Origin of the sequence: Streptomyces sp. NPDC007164 (assembly GCF_040634135.1) — a bacterium.
In the GTDB taxonomy this organism is placed as follows: domain Bacteria; phylum Actinomycetota; class Actinomycetes; order Streptomycetales; family Streptomycetaceae; genus Streptomyces; species Streptomyces sanglieri.
Genome location: NZ_JBEYFB010000087.1, coordinates 1 through 15,086, shown reverse-complemented (window position 1 = coordinate 15,086; position 15,086 = coordinate 1). Strand labels below are relative to the sequence as shown.

At 66.9% G+C, this 15,086-nt stretch carries 14 protein-coding genes and 3 pseudogenes; 7 read left to right on the top strand and 10 right to left on the bottom strand.

Going from position 1 to position 15,086, the window contains the following annotated elements; genetic code table 11:
• Positions 1-464: 464 nt before the first annotated feature.
• The 3 genes from ABZ622_RS40330 to ABZ622_RS40320 all read left to right on the top strand — a co-directional run bounded on the left by ABZ622_RS40330 (position 465) and on the right by ABZ622_RS40320 (position 2,229).
• The gene (locus ABZ622_RS40330) at positions 465-812 is read left to right on the top strand and encodes a hypothetical protein (RefSeq protein ID WP_360552088.1); all 348 of its coding nucleotides are present in this window, start codon (positions 465-467) and stop codon (positions 810-812) included.
• A 62-nt stretch (positions 813-874) separates the two neighbouring features.
• Positions 875-1,249 carry a hypothetical protein gene (locus ABZ622_RS40325; RefSeq protein WP_360552086.1) on the top strand — a complete coding sequence of 125 codons (375 nt, stop codon included), beginning with the start codon at positions 875-877 and terminating at the stop codon, positions 1,247-1,249.
• 620 nt (positions 1,250-1,869) lie between these two features.
• On the top strand, positions 1,870-2,229 hold the full coding sequence (locus tag ABZ622_RS40320; RefSeq protein WP_360552084.1) for a hypothetical protein: 360 nt from the start codon (positions 1,870-1,872) through the stop codon (positions 2,227-2,229).
• Positions 2,230-2,550: 321 nt separating this feature from the next.
• On the opposite strand, the gene ABZ622_RS40315 is transcribed toward ABZ622_RS40320, so the two are convergent.
• Positions 2,551-2,949 carry a hypothetical protein gene (locus ABZ622_RS40315; protein WP_360552082.1) on the bottom strand — a complete coding sequence of 133 codons (399 nt, stop codon included), beginning with the start codon at positions 2,947-2,949 and terminating at the stop codon, positions 2,551-2,553.
• Between the two features lie 587 nt (positions 2,950-3,536).
• Between ABZ622_RS40315 and ABZ622_RS40310 the strand changes: the two genes are divergently transcribed.
• Positions 3,537-4,466 carry a hypothetical protein gene (locus ABZ622_RS40310; RefSeq protein ID WP_360552080.1) on the top strand — a complete coding sequence of 310 codons (930 nt, stop codon included), beginning with the start codon at positions 3,537-3,539 and terminating at the stop codon, positions 4,464-4,466.
• 408 nt (positions 4,467-4,874) lie between these two features.
• The gene (locus tag ABZ622_RS40305; protein WP_360552078.1) at positions 4,875-5,465 is read left to right on the top strand and encodes an isochorismatase family protein; all 591 of its coding nucleotides are present in this window, start codon (positions 4,875-4,877) and stop codon (positions 5,463-5,465) included.
• A gap of 204 nt (positions 5,466-5,669) precedes the next feature.
• Here the strand turns inward: ABZ622_RS40305 and ABZ622_RS40300 are convergent, their stop codons facing one another.
• The 3 genes and pseudogenes from ABZ622_RS40300 to ABZ622_RS40290 all read right to left on the bottom strand — a co-directional run bounded on the left by ABZ622_RS40300 (position 5,670) and on the right by ABZ622_RS40290 (position 8,666).
• Positions 5,670-6,185 (bottom strand): hypothetical protein, encoded by a 516-nt coding sequence (locus ABZ622_RS40300; protein ID WP_360552076.1) that lies wholly within the window; start codon positions 6,183-6,185, stop codon positions 5,670-5,672.
• Between the two features lie 867 nt (positions 6,186-7,052).
• Positions 7,053-7,779 (bottom strand): annotated as a pseudogene (locus ABZ622_RS40295) (IS6 family transposase).
• A gap of 86 nt (positions 7,780-7,865) precedes the next feature.
• Positions 7,866-8,666 carry an SUKH-3 domain-containing protein gene (locus ABZ622_RS40290; RefSeq protein WP_360552074.1) on the bottom strand — a complete coding sequence of 267 codons (801 nt, stop codon included), beginning with the start codon at positions 8,664-8,666 and terminating at the stop codon, positions 7,866-7,868.
• A 216-nt stretch (positions 8,667-8,882) separates the two neighbouring features.
• Between ABZ622_RS40290 and ABZ622_RS40285 the strand changes: the two genes are divergently transcribed.
• Together ABZ622_RS40285 and ABZ622_RS40280 are read left to right on the top strand one after the other, a co-directional pair.
• Positions 8,883-9,530 (top strand): hypothetical protein, encoded by a 648-nt coding sequence (locus ABZ622_RS40285; RefSeq protein WP_360552072.1) that lies wholly within the window; start codon positions 8,883-8,885, stop codon positions 9,528-9,530.
• Positions 9,531-9,926: 396 nt separating this feature from the next.
• A complete protein-coding gene (locus tag ABZ622_RS40280; RefSeq protein ID WP_360552070.1) occupies positions 9,927-10,295 on the top strand; it encodes a VOC family protein in 369 nt (122 codons plus the stop codon).
• Between the two features lie 48 nt (positions 10,296-10,343).
• Here the strand turns inward: ABZ622_RS40280 and ABZ622_RS40275 are convergent, their stop codons facing one another.
• From ABZ622_RS40275 to ABZ622_RS40250, 6 genes and pseudogenes are all read right to left on the bottom strand, one after another.
• Entirely contained in the window at positions 10,344-10,496 is a 153-nt protein-coding gene (locus ABZ622_RS40275; protein ID WP_360552090.1) for a hypothetical protein, read from the bottom strand.
• Positions 10,497-10,644: 148 nt separating this feature from the next.
• Positions 10,645-10,932, bottom strand: a pseudogene (locus ABZ622_RS40270) (transposase family protein); the annotation flags it as partial.
• A gap of 207 nt (positions 10,933-11,139) precedes the next feature.
• Positions 11,140-11,442, bottom strand: coding sequence for a hypothetical protein (locus tag ABZ622_RS40265; protein ID WP_360552068.1), 303 nt, complete (start codon positions 11,440-11,442; stop codon positions 11,140-11,142).
• A 332-nt stretch (positions 11,443-11,774) separates the two neighbouring features.
• Positions 11,775-12,539 (bottom strand): polyprenyl diphosphate synthase, encoded by a 765-nt coding sequence (gene uppS, locus ABZ622_RS40260; protein ID WP_360552066.1) that lies wholly within the window; start codon positions 12,537-12,539, stop codon positions 11,775-11,777.
• A gap of 82 nt (positions 12,540-12,621) precedes the next feature.
• Positions 12,622-13,731 carry a GMC oxidoreductase gene (locus tag ABZ622_RS40255; protein WP_360552064.1) on the bottom strand — a complete coding sequence of 370 codons (1,110 nt, stop codon included), beginning with the start codon at positions 13,729-13,731 and terminating at the stop codon, positions 12,622-12,624.
• 128 nt (positions 13,732-13,859) lie between these two features.
• A pseudogene (locus tag ABZ622_RS40250) lies at positions 13,860-15,025 on the bottom strand (IS3 family transposase); the annotation flags it as partial.
• Positions 15,026-15,086: the final 61 nt, after the last annotated feature.

The window sequence follows — 15,086 nt, the reverse complement described above, 5'->3', positions numbered from 1 at the left end:
ACAGGATCAGACGAAGGCCGCCCTCATGTCCGGCGAATGCCCAGGTGAGTGACCTCGTTCGGGACACCGTTCGAGCCTGGAAGAAAAAGAACAAGGTGAGTGCCTGTTTGCATTCCTCCGGACAGAGTTAGCCCGGTTAGGAATTCGGACAGGGGCGAAGTCAGCTACTGGCAGCGAGTCAGGCCGACGTCGTGAGATGGACGCCCCGCGACGATGTAGTTATGGAAGGCGCGTTGCTGGCGAAGTGCCCGGCGAACTACCCAGTCAGGGGCTGGCCAGACGGTCGGAGCTGATCACGGACACGAACGCTGCACTTGTTCGCTGCACCAGAGGGATTAACCGACGCATATGGCAGGTGATTTGCGGCCGGTTTCGCTACGGAGAGTGCTTGCTGTGGCGTGCGCTACGCAGGGCAGGCTCAGATGTCTGTCCTGCCCTTCAGCCCACCACGAAAGGAGCGAAGCGTGAACGCTCGCTTTGGCGTGAAGCAACTGGCGCTCGGGGTCACGGCGCTGGCCGCGATCGCTGTCTCGGCTGTCCCGGGATCGGCATCCGCCATGACCGACGGAAATCAGGGAGGCTCGGACCACTGGGGTGTGATCACCCGCAACACGATCGGCTCTCCCGTTGCCGCCTTGAGGAACGGCCCGTTCGGCTCGTTCGGTGTAACCGGCCCCTCCGCGAAGCCACCCTACGGAACGGGCAGCCTCGGCATCGAGGTGGCGGACAACTCCACCTCCCTCACCCCGCCCAGTGAGAAGGTCGACTTCGGTAACGAGGTCGACTTCTACGGAGACCCGGTCTGGGACTGAGCCAGGTCGGGTTCTACGTCTTCCAGACCGGCGAGAACGTCTCCTACGGCGAGCCGGGGAACATGCCGAACATCAGGTTCGAGATCAACCCTAACCTCACCGCGGCCCCCGCCACCACCTACTCCACGATGGTGTGGGTGCCGGCCCCCTCCCCGGTGACGGACCAGTGGAGTTCCTACCTCGACGCCACCACCACCGGCAAATGGTTCCTCACGGGCAACGCCGGAACCGTGACCGGCTGCAACCAGACCACCATGTGCACCTTCCCGCAGCTGAAGACCGCTCTCAACGATGGCGGCCCGGCCCCGACCATCTACACCGCCGCAGTCGGCAAGGGCCGCGACAAGATGTGGATCGGCGCCGTCGACGGCCTGCGGATCAACCGAACGATCTACGACTTCGAAGCCGACGGAGTCAGGACCCGCCGCGCCAACTGAGCGGCGCAGCGACGGGCGGCGCCTCTGGAAGGAACGCCGCCCGTTCGGCTTGCGCGGGACCGAGCCCACCGGGTGACCTCAGTTGGCCTGCTCGCAGCAGGTGGTCCGTGGGGTTCGGTGTTTGCCCAGCTCAGAATTCGAACGGCAGGGTTTCAGTAGCGAGGTGGGCTGGTCGATGATTGACGGGCTGGTCTCGCTGTTGCGGGTTGCGCTGATGGAGCCGTCGTGGTGGTGCGGCAACTGGGGCCGGATCGAGGCCCGGTGACCTCATGGTGGGGCTGCTGATCGTCACCGCAGCGGGCACTCGTCACAGTCCAGGGACCACGCACCAGGGCACGGCCCGACGAACCCCGCGATCTGGCACGGCTGACCTTCGGCCAGGCACAGGGATGGAACTGCGCGGGGACAGTGGCCGCGGCGAGGTGCAGACGGGGCACCCATGTCAAGGTTCACCTCACCGTAGGCGGGGCGTGGCGCTGGCAGGGATGAGTCGGGTGCACATCCGGCCAACTGGTCAGTAAGTGCGGTTGGTGGGGTGGTGGTTTACGTGTGTCGTTACTCTCCAGGGCATGACATCCCAAGGGCGTAGTGCCGGAGCCGTCTTGTGCATCGTCGTGGCCATGATCAGCATGATCACGGCGGTGATCTTGTCGGCGGTCGCGTTGGACGCGGCCTCCAAGGTGGCCGATGAGCCACTGGGCGAACACGGAGGCACGTCGATTCTTTTCAAGGACCCCAACTGCGAGGCTGATCGCGACGCCGCACCCACTCAGCCGTACATGAAGTGCCTCTTCGAGTACCAGTCGGCCAATCAACAGGGTGCGGCGCTTTGGGAAAGGGAGACTGTGGCACGGCAGGCCGACATCCAGGCGAAGGGCAACTTGGCGATCATCTTCGGTCTGCTCGGCGTGACCTTCGCCGTCTGCGCCGTGGTGTCCAACAGGGGCCGCCGTGCCGAGCCGCAAACCACAGAGATATGAGGCGGCCCTGCTACTGCCCCGGCGTAGTGGGGCAGTAGCAGAACCGAGCGTACGGGGGTCTGAGAGGAGACCCGACCGGCCGCAGGTGAGCGGTGGCGTGCGTACGTGCCTTGTCATGGACCGGAACCCGCCGGCGCGGCGGAGTTCCGTCTGGCGGGAGGGTTGGTCACGCCGTACTCAGCTGAGGAGCATGCGGTGGTCGGTCTTCCTCATGGCGATGGCAGGGCGGTGGTCGGCTATCTCGCCCCGGAAAGCAGCCCGCTTCGTCGGCCGGCTGGCTGACGAAGCGTCTTCACCGCGACGGGTGCTGATCCGTGTCGCTCAGGACGGGCACTCGGTTATCTCCGTGATGTGGTCGAGTTCGTCGCCGTCGAGGTAGACAGCGTTCACCCACACATTGCGGTGCCCGGTGTCATCGTCGGTCTGGAGCCAGATGCGGCTTCCGCGCCCGAGGCTGGAATCGGAGTAGAACTGGCCGTATCCCCAGCAATAGAAGTAGTTGTCGCCGGCGTAGAGCTGTCCGGCGTGACTGGATGTGTTGGCGTCGGGCGTCCAGTGGGTCCACTGACTTGCGATGGTGTGCCGCCAGAACGGCATGCCGGTGTAGGGCGGGTAGGCGGTTTGAGCAGGTGCCGCCGATGCGGAGCCGGCGAGGCCGACTCCGGCCAGGAGTGCGGCTGCCGCGATCGCGGTAGTGGACTTACGCAGGATGAAGGACATCCCCGTTCGTCTGTGGCCCGTGGTCAGCGGGTTCATCGCCCACAGACTGACGCGCACGGACGACGCACAGCAAGGTCGCCACGGATACGTCCACATACGGACCTGCACAGTCCAGCACGCCGGGTTCGCACACAAGGTCCTCGAACGCGAGTTGCTGCGGGATCATGGCGAGCGGCTCCGGCGGTTAGTCGAAGGTGGCGCGGTAGTCGCTGGAGGTCGGCGGCGAGCCGGGCAGGCCCGTGCTTGCACCCGGTTGGGCAGACCCAACAGGCCCAACCGAGGACCCGCCGCCCCAGTAGCTGACTGTACCGACATGGTTCCCCTAGTGCTACCGTCCGGCCGCGCTACGCACCGCTGACCTGGGGCTTTTTGGGGGATCGGAGGAGGTACGCACGAAAGGGACACTCCGTGACGCTGCGCTAAGCCCTGTTGCAGTGTGCTACGGGCAATGTGGCTGACCGCGGTTGGCCTGCGGAGGGAGACTCGCGGGCAACTGACTCGCCGGAAGCAACTTTTGCACCGAAACCCGCGTCTGCCAGTGGGAACGGGACCGACCCCCACCGACCCATACAGGAACGGAGCTTTCGGTGCTCATAGGACTGCTCACCGCCGTGGCAGCATCGATCTGTTACGGCACGGGCTCAGTCCTACAGGCCGTCGGATCACAGAAGTCAGCCCGCCGGGAGGCCGCTGCGGGCAGCGTGACCCAGCACGGTGGCCCGAGCCTGTCATCCACTGCGAAGGCGGCGATGACCTGGGAGTTCATCGTCGGGACCATCCTGGACTTCGTCGGCTTCGGACTCGGCGCACTGGCGGCGCGCCTCCTGCCGCTGTTCCTGTCGCAGACCGTGATCAGCGCCAACTTGGTGATCACGGCGGTGCTGAGCATCAAGCTCCTCGGCATCCGGCTCAACCGCGCCGAGCAAACCTCGATTGCTGTGGTCTGCTCCGCGCTGGTGCTTCTGGCGACGGCGGCGGGCCCGGAAGGCAGCGGGGACACCCCGATCGCCACGCACTGGTGGCTGCTGGGGATCTCGCTGCTCCTGGTCGTGGGCGGCACCGTGGTCGTACGCCTACTGGGGGCGCGCGCCGCGATCCTGGCCGGCCTGCTGTCCGGACTGGGCTTCGGCGCCCTCGGTGTCGGGGTCCGTGTGCTGAACGGCATCGACCCTTTCGACCCGGGAGCGCTGCTCTGCGACCCGGCGCTCTACGCGATCCTGGTGGCAGGCATCGGCGGCATGTACCTGCACACGGTCGCCCTGCAGATCGGCTCGGTCAACGGCGCCACCGCCGCGCTAGTCGTCGGCGAGACCGTCCTGCCGGGCATCATCGGCGTGCTGTGGCTCGGCGATGATGCCCGTCCCGGCTTTGCCTGGGCGGCGATCACCGGGTTCGTGCTCGCCGTATCGGGCGCGGTGGCAGTGGCCTGGTTCGGGTCCCCGAAAGGGCACGACAGCGACCCCGAGGCGGCGCCCGTGACACCAGCCAAGGACGCCCGGACGTCCGCGGAGGTCTGACCCCGGCACCAGATGCGTCGAATTTCCCACGCTTGGATGCACGTTGGTCCGTACGCAACTGGGAGAAAAGTCCGTACGCCGACACCACTCTTGGGAGTCGGTCACCCCGGCGATCCGATCCATGCGGCTGGTGGCCATAGGCCGGTGCACGCAGCAGCCGCGGGCCGTACCCGGGCCACCAGTCATGCCGCAACCGAACCGTTCCTGGACGCCAGCGGATATCTCTCAGTTCGCCCTGAGCGGTCCCGCTCGGCGACGTTGTAGCCGTGGGTGCAGGCCACGACCATCCCATCGCTGGAGCGAGCGCCGTTCAGGCTACCCCGGGCAGGTGAACGACCGGCGAGTGGCACGCCTGCCCTCCGGCCGAGGAGCCAGGATCACGGGAAACACCAATAGAGAGGATTTGTAATGCGTCGCGCACTGATCATTGTCGATGTGCAGAAGGACTTCTGCGAGGGTGGCAGCATCCCGGTGAAGGGCGGTGCGGGCCGGGCCGCCGCCATCGCCGAACTCGTCGCGTCCGCCGACGGGCAGTACGCCTTCACCGTCGCCACCCGTGACCACCACATCGACCCGGGCGCCCACTTCTCCGAGAACCCCGACTTCCAGGACTCGTTCCCCGTGCACTGCGTCGCCGGCAGCGAGGGAAGCGAGTTCCATCCGGACTTCGCACCTGCCGTTGACTCCGGACACATCGACGAGGTCGTCTTCAAGGGGGCCCACTCCGCCTCGAAGAGTGGTTTCGAGGGCTTCACCGAGGACGGTGAGCCCCTGTCCGACTGGCTGAAGGCCCGCGACATCACCGACATCGACGTGGTCGGCATCGCGACCGACCACTGCGTGAAGGCCACCGCACTGGACGGGGTACACGCGGGCTTCGCGGTGCGGGTCCTGCTTGACTACACCGCCGGCGTCGCCGCCGACACCACCCGCACAGCACTCGATGAGCTGAATGGAGCCGGCGTCGCATTGAGCGGCGAACCCGTTGTGGCCGCCTGAACGGGACGAGTCCGGTGCAGACGACGCCTGGCCGGCCGTTGGCCGACACCCTGACCGGCAGCGTTGCGGCAGGCTCCAGCAGCGATCGGATCCGTATTCACACAATCAGGGCCGGGTCGACCGCGGCCCGCAGGTGAGAACGACAACGGGCACCCCGCACAGCTCGGGGAAGCCGCTGGTGATGGCAGCCCGCAACATCGACCCTCACAGTGGGTCGCGGGCAGACCCCGGGCGAATCGCCGGATCCCCGCCTCGCGCTCCCGCCGAGGCCTCCCGGGCCGTGGTGCCGCCGTTGCCGAGAATGTGCTGGGCGCCCGCGACGAACTCGGCGCGTCTCTGCCGGAACTCCGCGTTCCGGGCGTTCAGGCGCTCGTTCATCTCGTCGAAGTCAAGTGAATCATCGAAGGCAAGCCGGAAGCGCTTCATGTTCACGTCGTAGATGCTCTTCGCGAGGTCGGCCATGTCCTCCGGCCCGGACACCCTCACGTTCCATATCGCATGGCGCAGCATCCTCATGGCCGCCTGGCTTTCCTCGCGCATCGGCGCCCACTGATCCGTCGGACCGTTCGACGGAGCCTGGCCGCGGCGGGCCTGCACGATGTCGTCCAGCGAGGCGATGAAGCGCTCGGTCGCGTCCATGACCTCCGCGTAGGATGCGCTGCGGTCCGCGCGGAGCTGTCCGCGTCGTTCGGCGCGCTCCTGGGCGGCGATCTGGTCCATGGTGGCCCTGCGCTGCATCCACACACCCAGGAACGTGCCGTCCAGAGCCCCGAACACCCCTATGAGTGCCGCCACACGGCGGCGTTGTTCTCGTCCACAAGCGCACTGTCTAGAGGAGATCGGCTCAACCCGCAATACCAGCTCTCTTCGCAGAGCACTACGCTCCGAGTCGTACGAGGCACTAGTACGTGTCACCCTGAGTGACGGAGCCTGATTAAGGTCAGGTGGAGCTGAAGCGGCCCGGCGGACCAAGACTGTCCTGGGCCGGTCCGCCGTGGCGATCTGGCTCTGCAGCCGCAACCGGATACACCCGATGCGACGCCGACCATCGCCTCGGCCGAGAAGGGCGCTCATGGACGTCCTGGAGCGGGAAACGGGGCACAGACCCAACGGGAACTACTCGCTCGCACCGGAAGTCTTCGTGACGCAGTGGCCGAGTGCGTGTCCAGGACACGTGGCTGAGCGTCGACTTGCCGCTCCGGAGCCGGGGCTCTGCCCCTGACGTGCTTTTCTCAGCTCGTTGTCGGGAGGCACGTCATTCGGAGATGGCAGCTCGACATCCAACTGCGCGATGAGATCGGCCCGAAATAATGTGAGGAGATCGCGGGTCTCGTCCATGGCATCCATGATGCCGACAATCTGCGGCGGCGTCAGGACCGCTTTGTGTAGCCCTGCGTTGGCTGCTCGAAGGCTCCTTCGTCCGGGATGGCTTCCGGAAACCGTTGAGGCGAACGTTGCCCGGGCACGGTGGGCTTCGGGTCGATGTCGAGGCGGGAGGCCATGTCCAGGCGCTGTCACGTTGTTGAGTGTGTGAGTGCGTGCCTGACGGTGTGTCGGGTGTGGTGGGGTCGGGTTCCGGCTCCGTGCTCAGGCCGCGGCAGGCAGGCCGGCGACGCCGGTGACCTGATCCCAGATGGCGAAGCGGACGGTCATCTCGGCGCGGTAGTGGGCGGCGGTCATCAGGTGGCGGCGTGGTCGAAAGTGGGGTGAGATGCCGCTGAACGCGGCCAGGAACTGCTGGGCTCCGCCGACGGAGCGGAAGCCTTTCATCGCGCGTTCGCGCTGTCGGGTGGGCTGGTGGCTGTTCTCGGCCCGGTTGTTCAGGCCCTTGGGGGAGCGGTGCTCAACGGAGGGCATGACCTCGCGGTGGGCGGCGCCGTAGGAACGGAGCTTGTCGGTGACGATCACCCTGGGCACCGCCCGGGTCTTCTGCATCAGGCGGCGGAAGAAGTGTCTTGCGGCGGCCTTGTCCCGGCGGCTCTGACAGGAGGATGTCGAGCACGTTGCCGTCCTGGTCGACAGCCCGCCACAGGTATTTCTGCTCCCCGTTGATCTCCACGAAGACCTCGTTCAGGTGCCACTTGTCCCCGGGCCAGGGCCGCCGGCGGCGCAGTCCGTTCGCGCAGGCCTGCCCGAACTTCGCGCACCAGCGCCGGACGGTCTCGTGGGAGACGAGCACGCCGCGCTCGAGCATCAGCTCCTCGACCTCGCGGAACGACAGCGGGAAGCGGAAGTACAGCCACACGCAGTGCGCGATGATCTCCACCGTGTACCGGTGCCCCTTGTACGACGGCGGCGCGGACGACACGAGCAATCCCCCTATCCGGCACGATCAACTCCAAGATCATCCCAGGCCGGTCAGCTAACGTGACAACGCCGTTGCGCGACATGCGACTTACCTCAACCGATGCGCCGTGGAGATATGCCCAGGACGAGCTTCTCCATCGCTTCCCGGACCGGTCCGAACGTCGCCACCCAGGTCTCGATCAGGTAGATCTCGCTGGTCTCGTCGACGCCGAGGAAAAATCGGCCCTCGTCGAGCTCACCGATGGGGAAGATGTCCCGCCCAACCGTCGAGCTCCAGTCTGCAAATCGATCCTCCTCGCCCACCGTGAGTTCGGGATCAAAGTTGAAGGGCGTCCTTGCGCAGGTGATGCCCGGCCCGCTGATCTGTACGTTCAAGCCCCCGATCTCAGTCAAGAAGCGTTCGGCGGCCCCATGCATCCGGACCAGCCCAGTTGCCTCCAGCATCTCGCGCCACTGCTGAATCGGGACGCGCCGCCCCGGCTTCCATCCGGCCGCAAGCAGCCCTTCCTCGACCTCGCCGGCATCTCGCCGGGCCGCCGCATCCGCCTCAACCCACGCCTGATCCACGGACACGTTCTCAGGCCAGCCCGGCCGCCACTCGGCCAGCCACTCGTCGAAGTCCTCACGAAGGAACTGGCGCTCTACGGGCTTGAGTCGCACCTGCGGCCGCGCATCGGCCCACCAAACCTCGAACTCCGCCACGGTCCCTACCGTCGGCCAGCGCTCCGCGGCGAACGGAAGCAGCAGCACGTCGACGAACCCTCCAACCGGAAGGCCGATGTCAATGAAAATCCCCGTCGCGCCCGGATTCGGGACCGCGGTTACTATCCCCGAAAGCCTCTGTCCCAATCGCAAGCCTCTCCGGGCCTGGATCCACTCTTCGACGCTGGCCATGAAGCACATCCTCGCAGCGGAACCACCGCAACGGGGTTATGCGCCTGCAACAGTGCTGTTGTCTCGATGCCAGACACATCAGCAAGTCAGCCCCGCCCGACGAAGGGCAGTAGCAACTCGAACTGGCGGAAGAAACGCCGCGATGTACGCGGGCAAGCACACCCGCCCCTGCCCTGGCCAGGCGCCCGGAGTTGGAGCGGCCAGTAGCCTCTCGCCATGAAGACGACTTTGATGATCTACGACGGCCCCGCACCGGCCGATTCCGACGCCCCGCGTACCGGGGGCGTGCCGCTGGCTCCTGCCGGATTCGACTGGCCCCTGTGCGGCTGCGGGGGACCCCTTCAGTTCTTCGCCCATCTCCCCGTCGAGGACGGCGTTTTGTCGGTGTTCCTGTGCCAGAACGACCCCGGCGTGTGTGAGTTCTGGGACGCGGGCTCCAGCGCGAACCGGGTCTTCCTGTTTCCCCGGGAGGAACTGCGGCCGGTAGCCGTGCCCGAGGCGGGGCTGACGCTGCTGCCCGCCACCTCGGCCATCCGCACCCACGTCGTGACGCTCGACCCGGAGGAGGCCGACGACGATGAAGACATCGAGCTCGGCGCCTACGACGTCGCCCGCCAAGGATGGAATCGCGAACCCGCAGAACGATTCGGGAAGCAGCGCGAAGTGCTCGGGTCGCTCGGAGGCAGTCCCTCCTACCTGGAGGACGATCGACTGCCCGCGTGTCCCTCCTGTACCGGCACCATGGAGTTCGCGGCACACCTGGAGGAGGGGATAGCCCGGGAGACCGCGATGAACCTCGGCGGCCAGCTGGGCTACGTCTTCGTCTGCCGCACCTGCCGCAAGGGATCCTTCCTCACCGACTGAGTGCCACCTGCGAGCGTCGCTGAAAGTGACGCTGTCGCCGGTTCGGGACGCCACAGAGCGCCTCTGGGGCGGGGCCGGCGCCGCCCAATTGCGGCGTCGCGGCAGCGGAGCAGGGCGAGTGGTTCGCAGGAGCTGGCCGTGTGACGGTTACGCGGCCCCCGTTATCTTTTTCGCGGTCCTGCAAGGGGACCGCTGGCCTCCGGGCCCGGCATGACTGTGGCTGCGCCACCTTGAAGTGGCTGGTCAGCAGGGGTGGCGTGACCCCGTTTCGGGGTGCTCGTGCCGGTCGTGGGCGGCAGTCTGGGGTGTAGACCGTCCGGCGGGGTGGTTTTGCCGATGAGTTCACCGTCCTCGAACGGTCTACCCAGGGACACGACCGTTCTCGACAGGAGTGCCATGTCCACCATCCAGCCAGTGATCATCACTGCCGACCAAAACGTCCTGGTCGGCTTCTATACGAAATTGTTCGGCGCCGAGGAGATCTTCCGGGTACCGGCGGAAGGCCCGGCCTTCTACCTCGGCTTGCGCATCGGCGACACCGACCTCGGGCTGGTGGCCAAGACGAACCCGGGGACCGGGGCGGCACCGCGGATCCTGCTCAGCATCGGTGTCGACGACGTCGACGAGACGCTCGGCCGGGTGACGGCGCTGGGCGGCTCGGTCCGCGGCGGCCCCAACGACATGCCGTGGGGACAGCGCGTCGCCCACATCCAGGACCCCGACGGCAACCCGGTGAACCTCACCCAGCCGATCCCGGCTCAGTGACGCTGCTCCGGGGTGCTTGTGCTGGTCGCGGGCAGCCTGCGGTAGAGATCAATTTCCTGTAGTGGCCTCGATGTTCGTCAGTACGAGCAGCGCGCGGAGCAGGTGGGTGGCGCGGGCGGGGTCAGTGCGGAGCTTGGTAAGGATCCGCCAGTTCTTCAGGTGGGCGAACCCGCGCTCGACGGGCGCGCGTCCGGCGGCCAGAACCCGGTTCGCCGTCTTTTGCCCGGGGGTGAGCTTGCGGTAGACGGGTGGCCTTGAAACCGGTCACGATGACCAGGTCATCGGGGTCGTCGGGCTTGTCCACGCCGAGGAAGCCCAGGTCGGCGAGCGCGCCGAGGCCGGCCGCCTTGAGATGTTCGACGAGATGGTCGTGGCGGGCGGCGGTGGCGTTGTGGGTGCGGCCGGGCCGCGCGGCGGAGATCCAGATCAGGTGGCAGCCCCTCTCGTCGGTCAGGGCGAGGAAGTGCAGGCCGTGACGGTGGTGCTTGCCGGAAAAGTGTTTTCGGTTGTCGCGGCCGGTGCAGCGCTGGGTGGCGATGAGGGCGCCGTCGACCAGGACGACTTCCCCGCCCCGCTTCGAGATCTTCTTCAGGGCCCGGTCCAGGCGCGGAGCGCGGGCGGCAAGCAGGTGGATCATCTCGTCGCGCCAGCGGCGGACGGTGGACATCGGCGATGTTGTTGCCGCCGGCCATGTCGGCCAGGCGCTGATCGTGGCGGAGCACGGCCAGAACGGTCACCGCGATCAGCCAGTTTCGTCAGCTTCCCGCGCAGCGGCTCCAGCTTGCCCCGCACCCCGGTGTCCAGCCCGAGCGCACCGCCCACCTGCCGGACCATGACCAGCCCGTCAGCAGCGCGGACGGAAGCAAGAATGCGCTGGTACTCCGGCGGGAGTGCGGTCTCGGCCATCTCCGGGGCGCGGCGCGGGATCAGCAGCACCCCCCTTCCCGCCCACCTGTGCGACAGCCGGCGCCGTCGCGGCCCGTTCGGCGGCGGCCTGCTCGCCCATCCGGGTCAGGACCCGCTCCGCCGCCGCCAGGTCCTCGCGTTCGGCCCGCACCTCGGCCAACTGCTTGACCAGCTGTTCTTCCAGATCGTCCAACTCCGCGCGGCGTACCGCGATCCGCTCCTGCACCTCGGGATCCACCATGCGCCGGATCGTAGGGAGGAGAACGAGGCGGCGGACCGGAACAGGCGAACCACCCTGCCCAATGATCTACATGCTGGACACTGCCCCACCACCAGCCCGAGCAGCCTCACCCGCCATCACACCAGAGGCCCTGACCAGCCAGAATCAAGATGGCGGAGCTTCAATGATGGCCAAGGGATCCTCGCGATCAGCCAGACGGTCCGCCGCAGTCGCAGCAATGCCACCGCCAAATGCGGTGAGCTGGGAAACGATCTCGAAGCGCCTGGGAAGCCTGCCCCAGCCAGCGGCACAAAAGCCCAGGTCAGGGCAATTGCGTCGGTTGGCCGCACACTTCATGCACCGTGCCGTCGGTCGCGTCGGCGGTAGGAGGCAAGCGCGTTGTGGAGGTCGTCACGGTCGAAGTCGGGCCGGAGCGTGTGTGTGAAGTACAGCTCGCTGTGAGCGGTCTGCCAGGGCATGAAGCCTGAGAGCCGTTCCTCTCCGGACGTACGGATGACGAGATCGACTGGCGGCTGGCCCCGGGTGGACAAGAACGTGTCGATCCTCGCTGGTGTCAGCGGCGCCGATGCGTCGGCCCGGAACGCTGCATGGGCGGCGCTGAGGAGATCGTCAACGCCGTTGTAGGCGGCGGCGAGGTTGACCGTCATTCCGGTAACCGCAGCGGTTTCCTGTTCTGCGGTGTGCAGCAAGGCAGCGAACGCGGCGGGAAGCAGGTCCAAGTTGCCGATCGGATGGAGACGGTACTTGCGGGACGTGGTCAGCCGTTGGACCGCTTCACCGGTGTGATGCAGTGCTCTGGTTACGGCATCGGCCTCTCGTTTCGTGACATTGTCGGGCGAGGAAAGCCACAGAGACAGGACTTCGATTCCAATCTCGCTGCACCAGCCCGCAACGGCGTTGAAGTTCTCGGTTCCCCGGCTCAGAGCTTCCTCTGACGGCGCCTCGTGACGGCGGGCCCAGCGCCGATTGCCGTCTGGAATGATGGCCAGATGCCGAGGAACCCGCCCTTGGGTGCCCGTCGTCACGATGCCCTGAGGTTCGGAATGGTAGTGCGCCAACTGCGTTGACGACCTGTGGTGTTTCTGGGATTGGACCATGTTCCTCTCCTCGTGTGGAATCGCCTGCTCTGCTGCCGGTGACGAGACGGGCCTCTGGCTCGATGGGTGAGCAAGATCCTCGTCATGCGGGGGCCCGCGGCGTTTGGCTGCCCGCGCGGATCAGATCCGCCGCACGTTCTGCGATCATGACCGTCGGTGCGTGGGTGTGACCGCGGGGAATGCGGGGCATCACCGAGGCGTCCACGATGCGCAGCCCGTCGATGCCGTGCACGCGCAGTTGGGAGTCGACGACGGCCTCGTCCCCGGTCCCCATCCGGCAGGTGCCCACCGGGTGGTGAGTGGTTTCGGCGGTGCGACGAATGTGGCGGGCGACGGAGGACTCGTCCGTAGTACTCAGTTCGGGGAACCAGGGCGCGCCGGTGTAAGGAGCCAACGCACTGGATTCCAGGAGCGCTTGAGCCTTGCGCACCCCCCGGACGAGGGTGTTCAGGTCCTCCCCCGCTCTGTCGGTCAGGTATCTCGGATCAATCTTTGGTGGTGCGGCGGGGTCGCGTCGGCGGAGCAGGATACAACCGCGGCTGTTGGGCTGCAGAAGTACAGCACTGATGGTGAAACCGTGCTCTGTGGGCAGACGTCGCCCGTCGGTGACGACGGGCACGAGGAGAAAGATGAGTTCGACGTCGGGGCCCGGGAGGCCGGGAGCGGTGTGGGTGAAGCCTGCTGCCTGTCCGATGTTGGAGGTCAGGGGGCCGCGACGACGCAGGACGTACGTGGCCAGCGCGCGCAGCGAGCGAGCGTTGATCAGTGTGACCGGTTGCGGACACCGCACGATCAAGGGGACGGACAAGTGGTCCTGGAGGCCCTGCCCGACTCCAGGCAGGCGTGCCTGCGGAGCAATGCGCATGTCGTCGAGGTGGTCGGGGTCTCCGATGCCCGACAGCATCAGCAGCTGCGGACTGCCGATGGCCCCCGCGCTGAGGATCACGTCGCGGCGCGCGGTCAGCTGTTGCCGACGCCCCTGTCGGGTACTGCAGACGACGCCTGTGGCCCGGCCGTTCGACAGGGTGATCCGTTGAGTGAGGGTGTTGGGGAAGACAGTGAGGCTGGGGCGCCGGACGGCCTCCCGCAGGTAGCCGTCGGCGCAGCTCCATCGGCGCCCGTTCTGCTGCGTCACTGTGGCGGGGCTGCAACCGGTGTTGTCCGGGCCGTTCATGTCCGGTACGAGGGGCATGCCGTTCTCCGCGCATGCTTCGAGGAATGCTTTGGTGAGAGGGGTGGGGGAGCGGGGGCCTTGACCCCGGATTGCGAACACGGCTTTGCGGCTTGGGCCAGGGTAGTTGCTGCGGGTTGGAGGCCGTTCTCGTAGGCGATCGGGGATCCTTGGCCGAGGCGGGAGTGCCTGCGTCGGGTGTTGTATCGGGTCAGCCGGCGGAAGGCGTCGAGCCTGGCCTCGCGCTCGCTCGGCCAGGCCTTTCGGCCTTTGAGTGTTTCTCTCTTGAAGGCCGCGTTGAAGCATTCCGCGGCGGCGTTGTCCGCGCTGGACCCGATCGCGCCCATGCTCTGCTGGACCCCTGCTGACCTGCAGATCTCGGCGAAGGCCCTACTCGTATACTGCGAGCCGTGGTCGGTGTGCGTGATCGCTCCTGCCAGGCTCCCGCGGGTCCGCCCGGCGGCCGCCAGGGCGTCGGTGACGAGCTCGGTCCGCATATGGTCGGCGATCGCCCACTCGGCCAGCCGGCGTGAGGCGAGGTCGATTACGGTCGCGAGGTAGAGCGGCCTCGCGCCGCTGACCGGCAGGTATGTGATGTCCCCGACGTACTTCGTGTTCACCGCAGCCGCGGTGAAGTCACGTCCGATCAGATCTGGCGCCTTCGCCGCGGCCTGGTCCGCGACGGTGGTGCGGTGCCGGCGGCGCAACCGGACTCCGTCGAGCCCGATGGTCCGCATGATCCTCGCGACGCGTTTGTGGTTGACAGCCGGGCCGTCCTTGTCACGGAGCTCGGCGGTGATCCTCGGAACTCCGTAGGTCCCGTTGGAGTCCTGGTGGACCTTGCGTATTCGGGCCGCGAGCCCGGCCTCGACGGCCTGCCGGGCCGCTCTTGCGGCCGCGGTGCGGCGCCAGTAGTAGAAGCTCGAGCGGGCCAGACCGAGGATGTCGCAGAGCTGCTTCACGCCGTGACGGCGCTGGTGATCCTCAACGAACTGGTAGCGGTTCACCAGCGCGTCTCCGTCGCGAAATACCGGGCCGCCTTACGGAGGATGTCGCGTTCTTCCTCGAGTTCGCGGATCCTCTTGCGTGCTGCGGTCAGCTCCGCCTGAACGTCGTTGCCTTCGGTTCGGGCAGTGGTCGGCGGTGCAGAGTGAGCGCCGGGACGGCGCCCGTCCGCGGCTCGGATCCAGTTCCTCAGCGTCTCGGTGTTCACCCCGAGACCAGCAGCGACCGACTTGATTGTCGCTCCCGGCCTCGACCGGTACAACGCGACCGCGTCCGCCTTGAACTCGGTCGGGTAGTGCTTCATCCCCACGGGGACTCCGTTCTCCTGGACCATCGAGATCCAAGTGTCTCCGGTGTCCAAGATCCGGGGT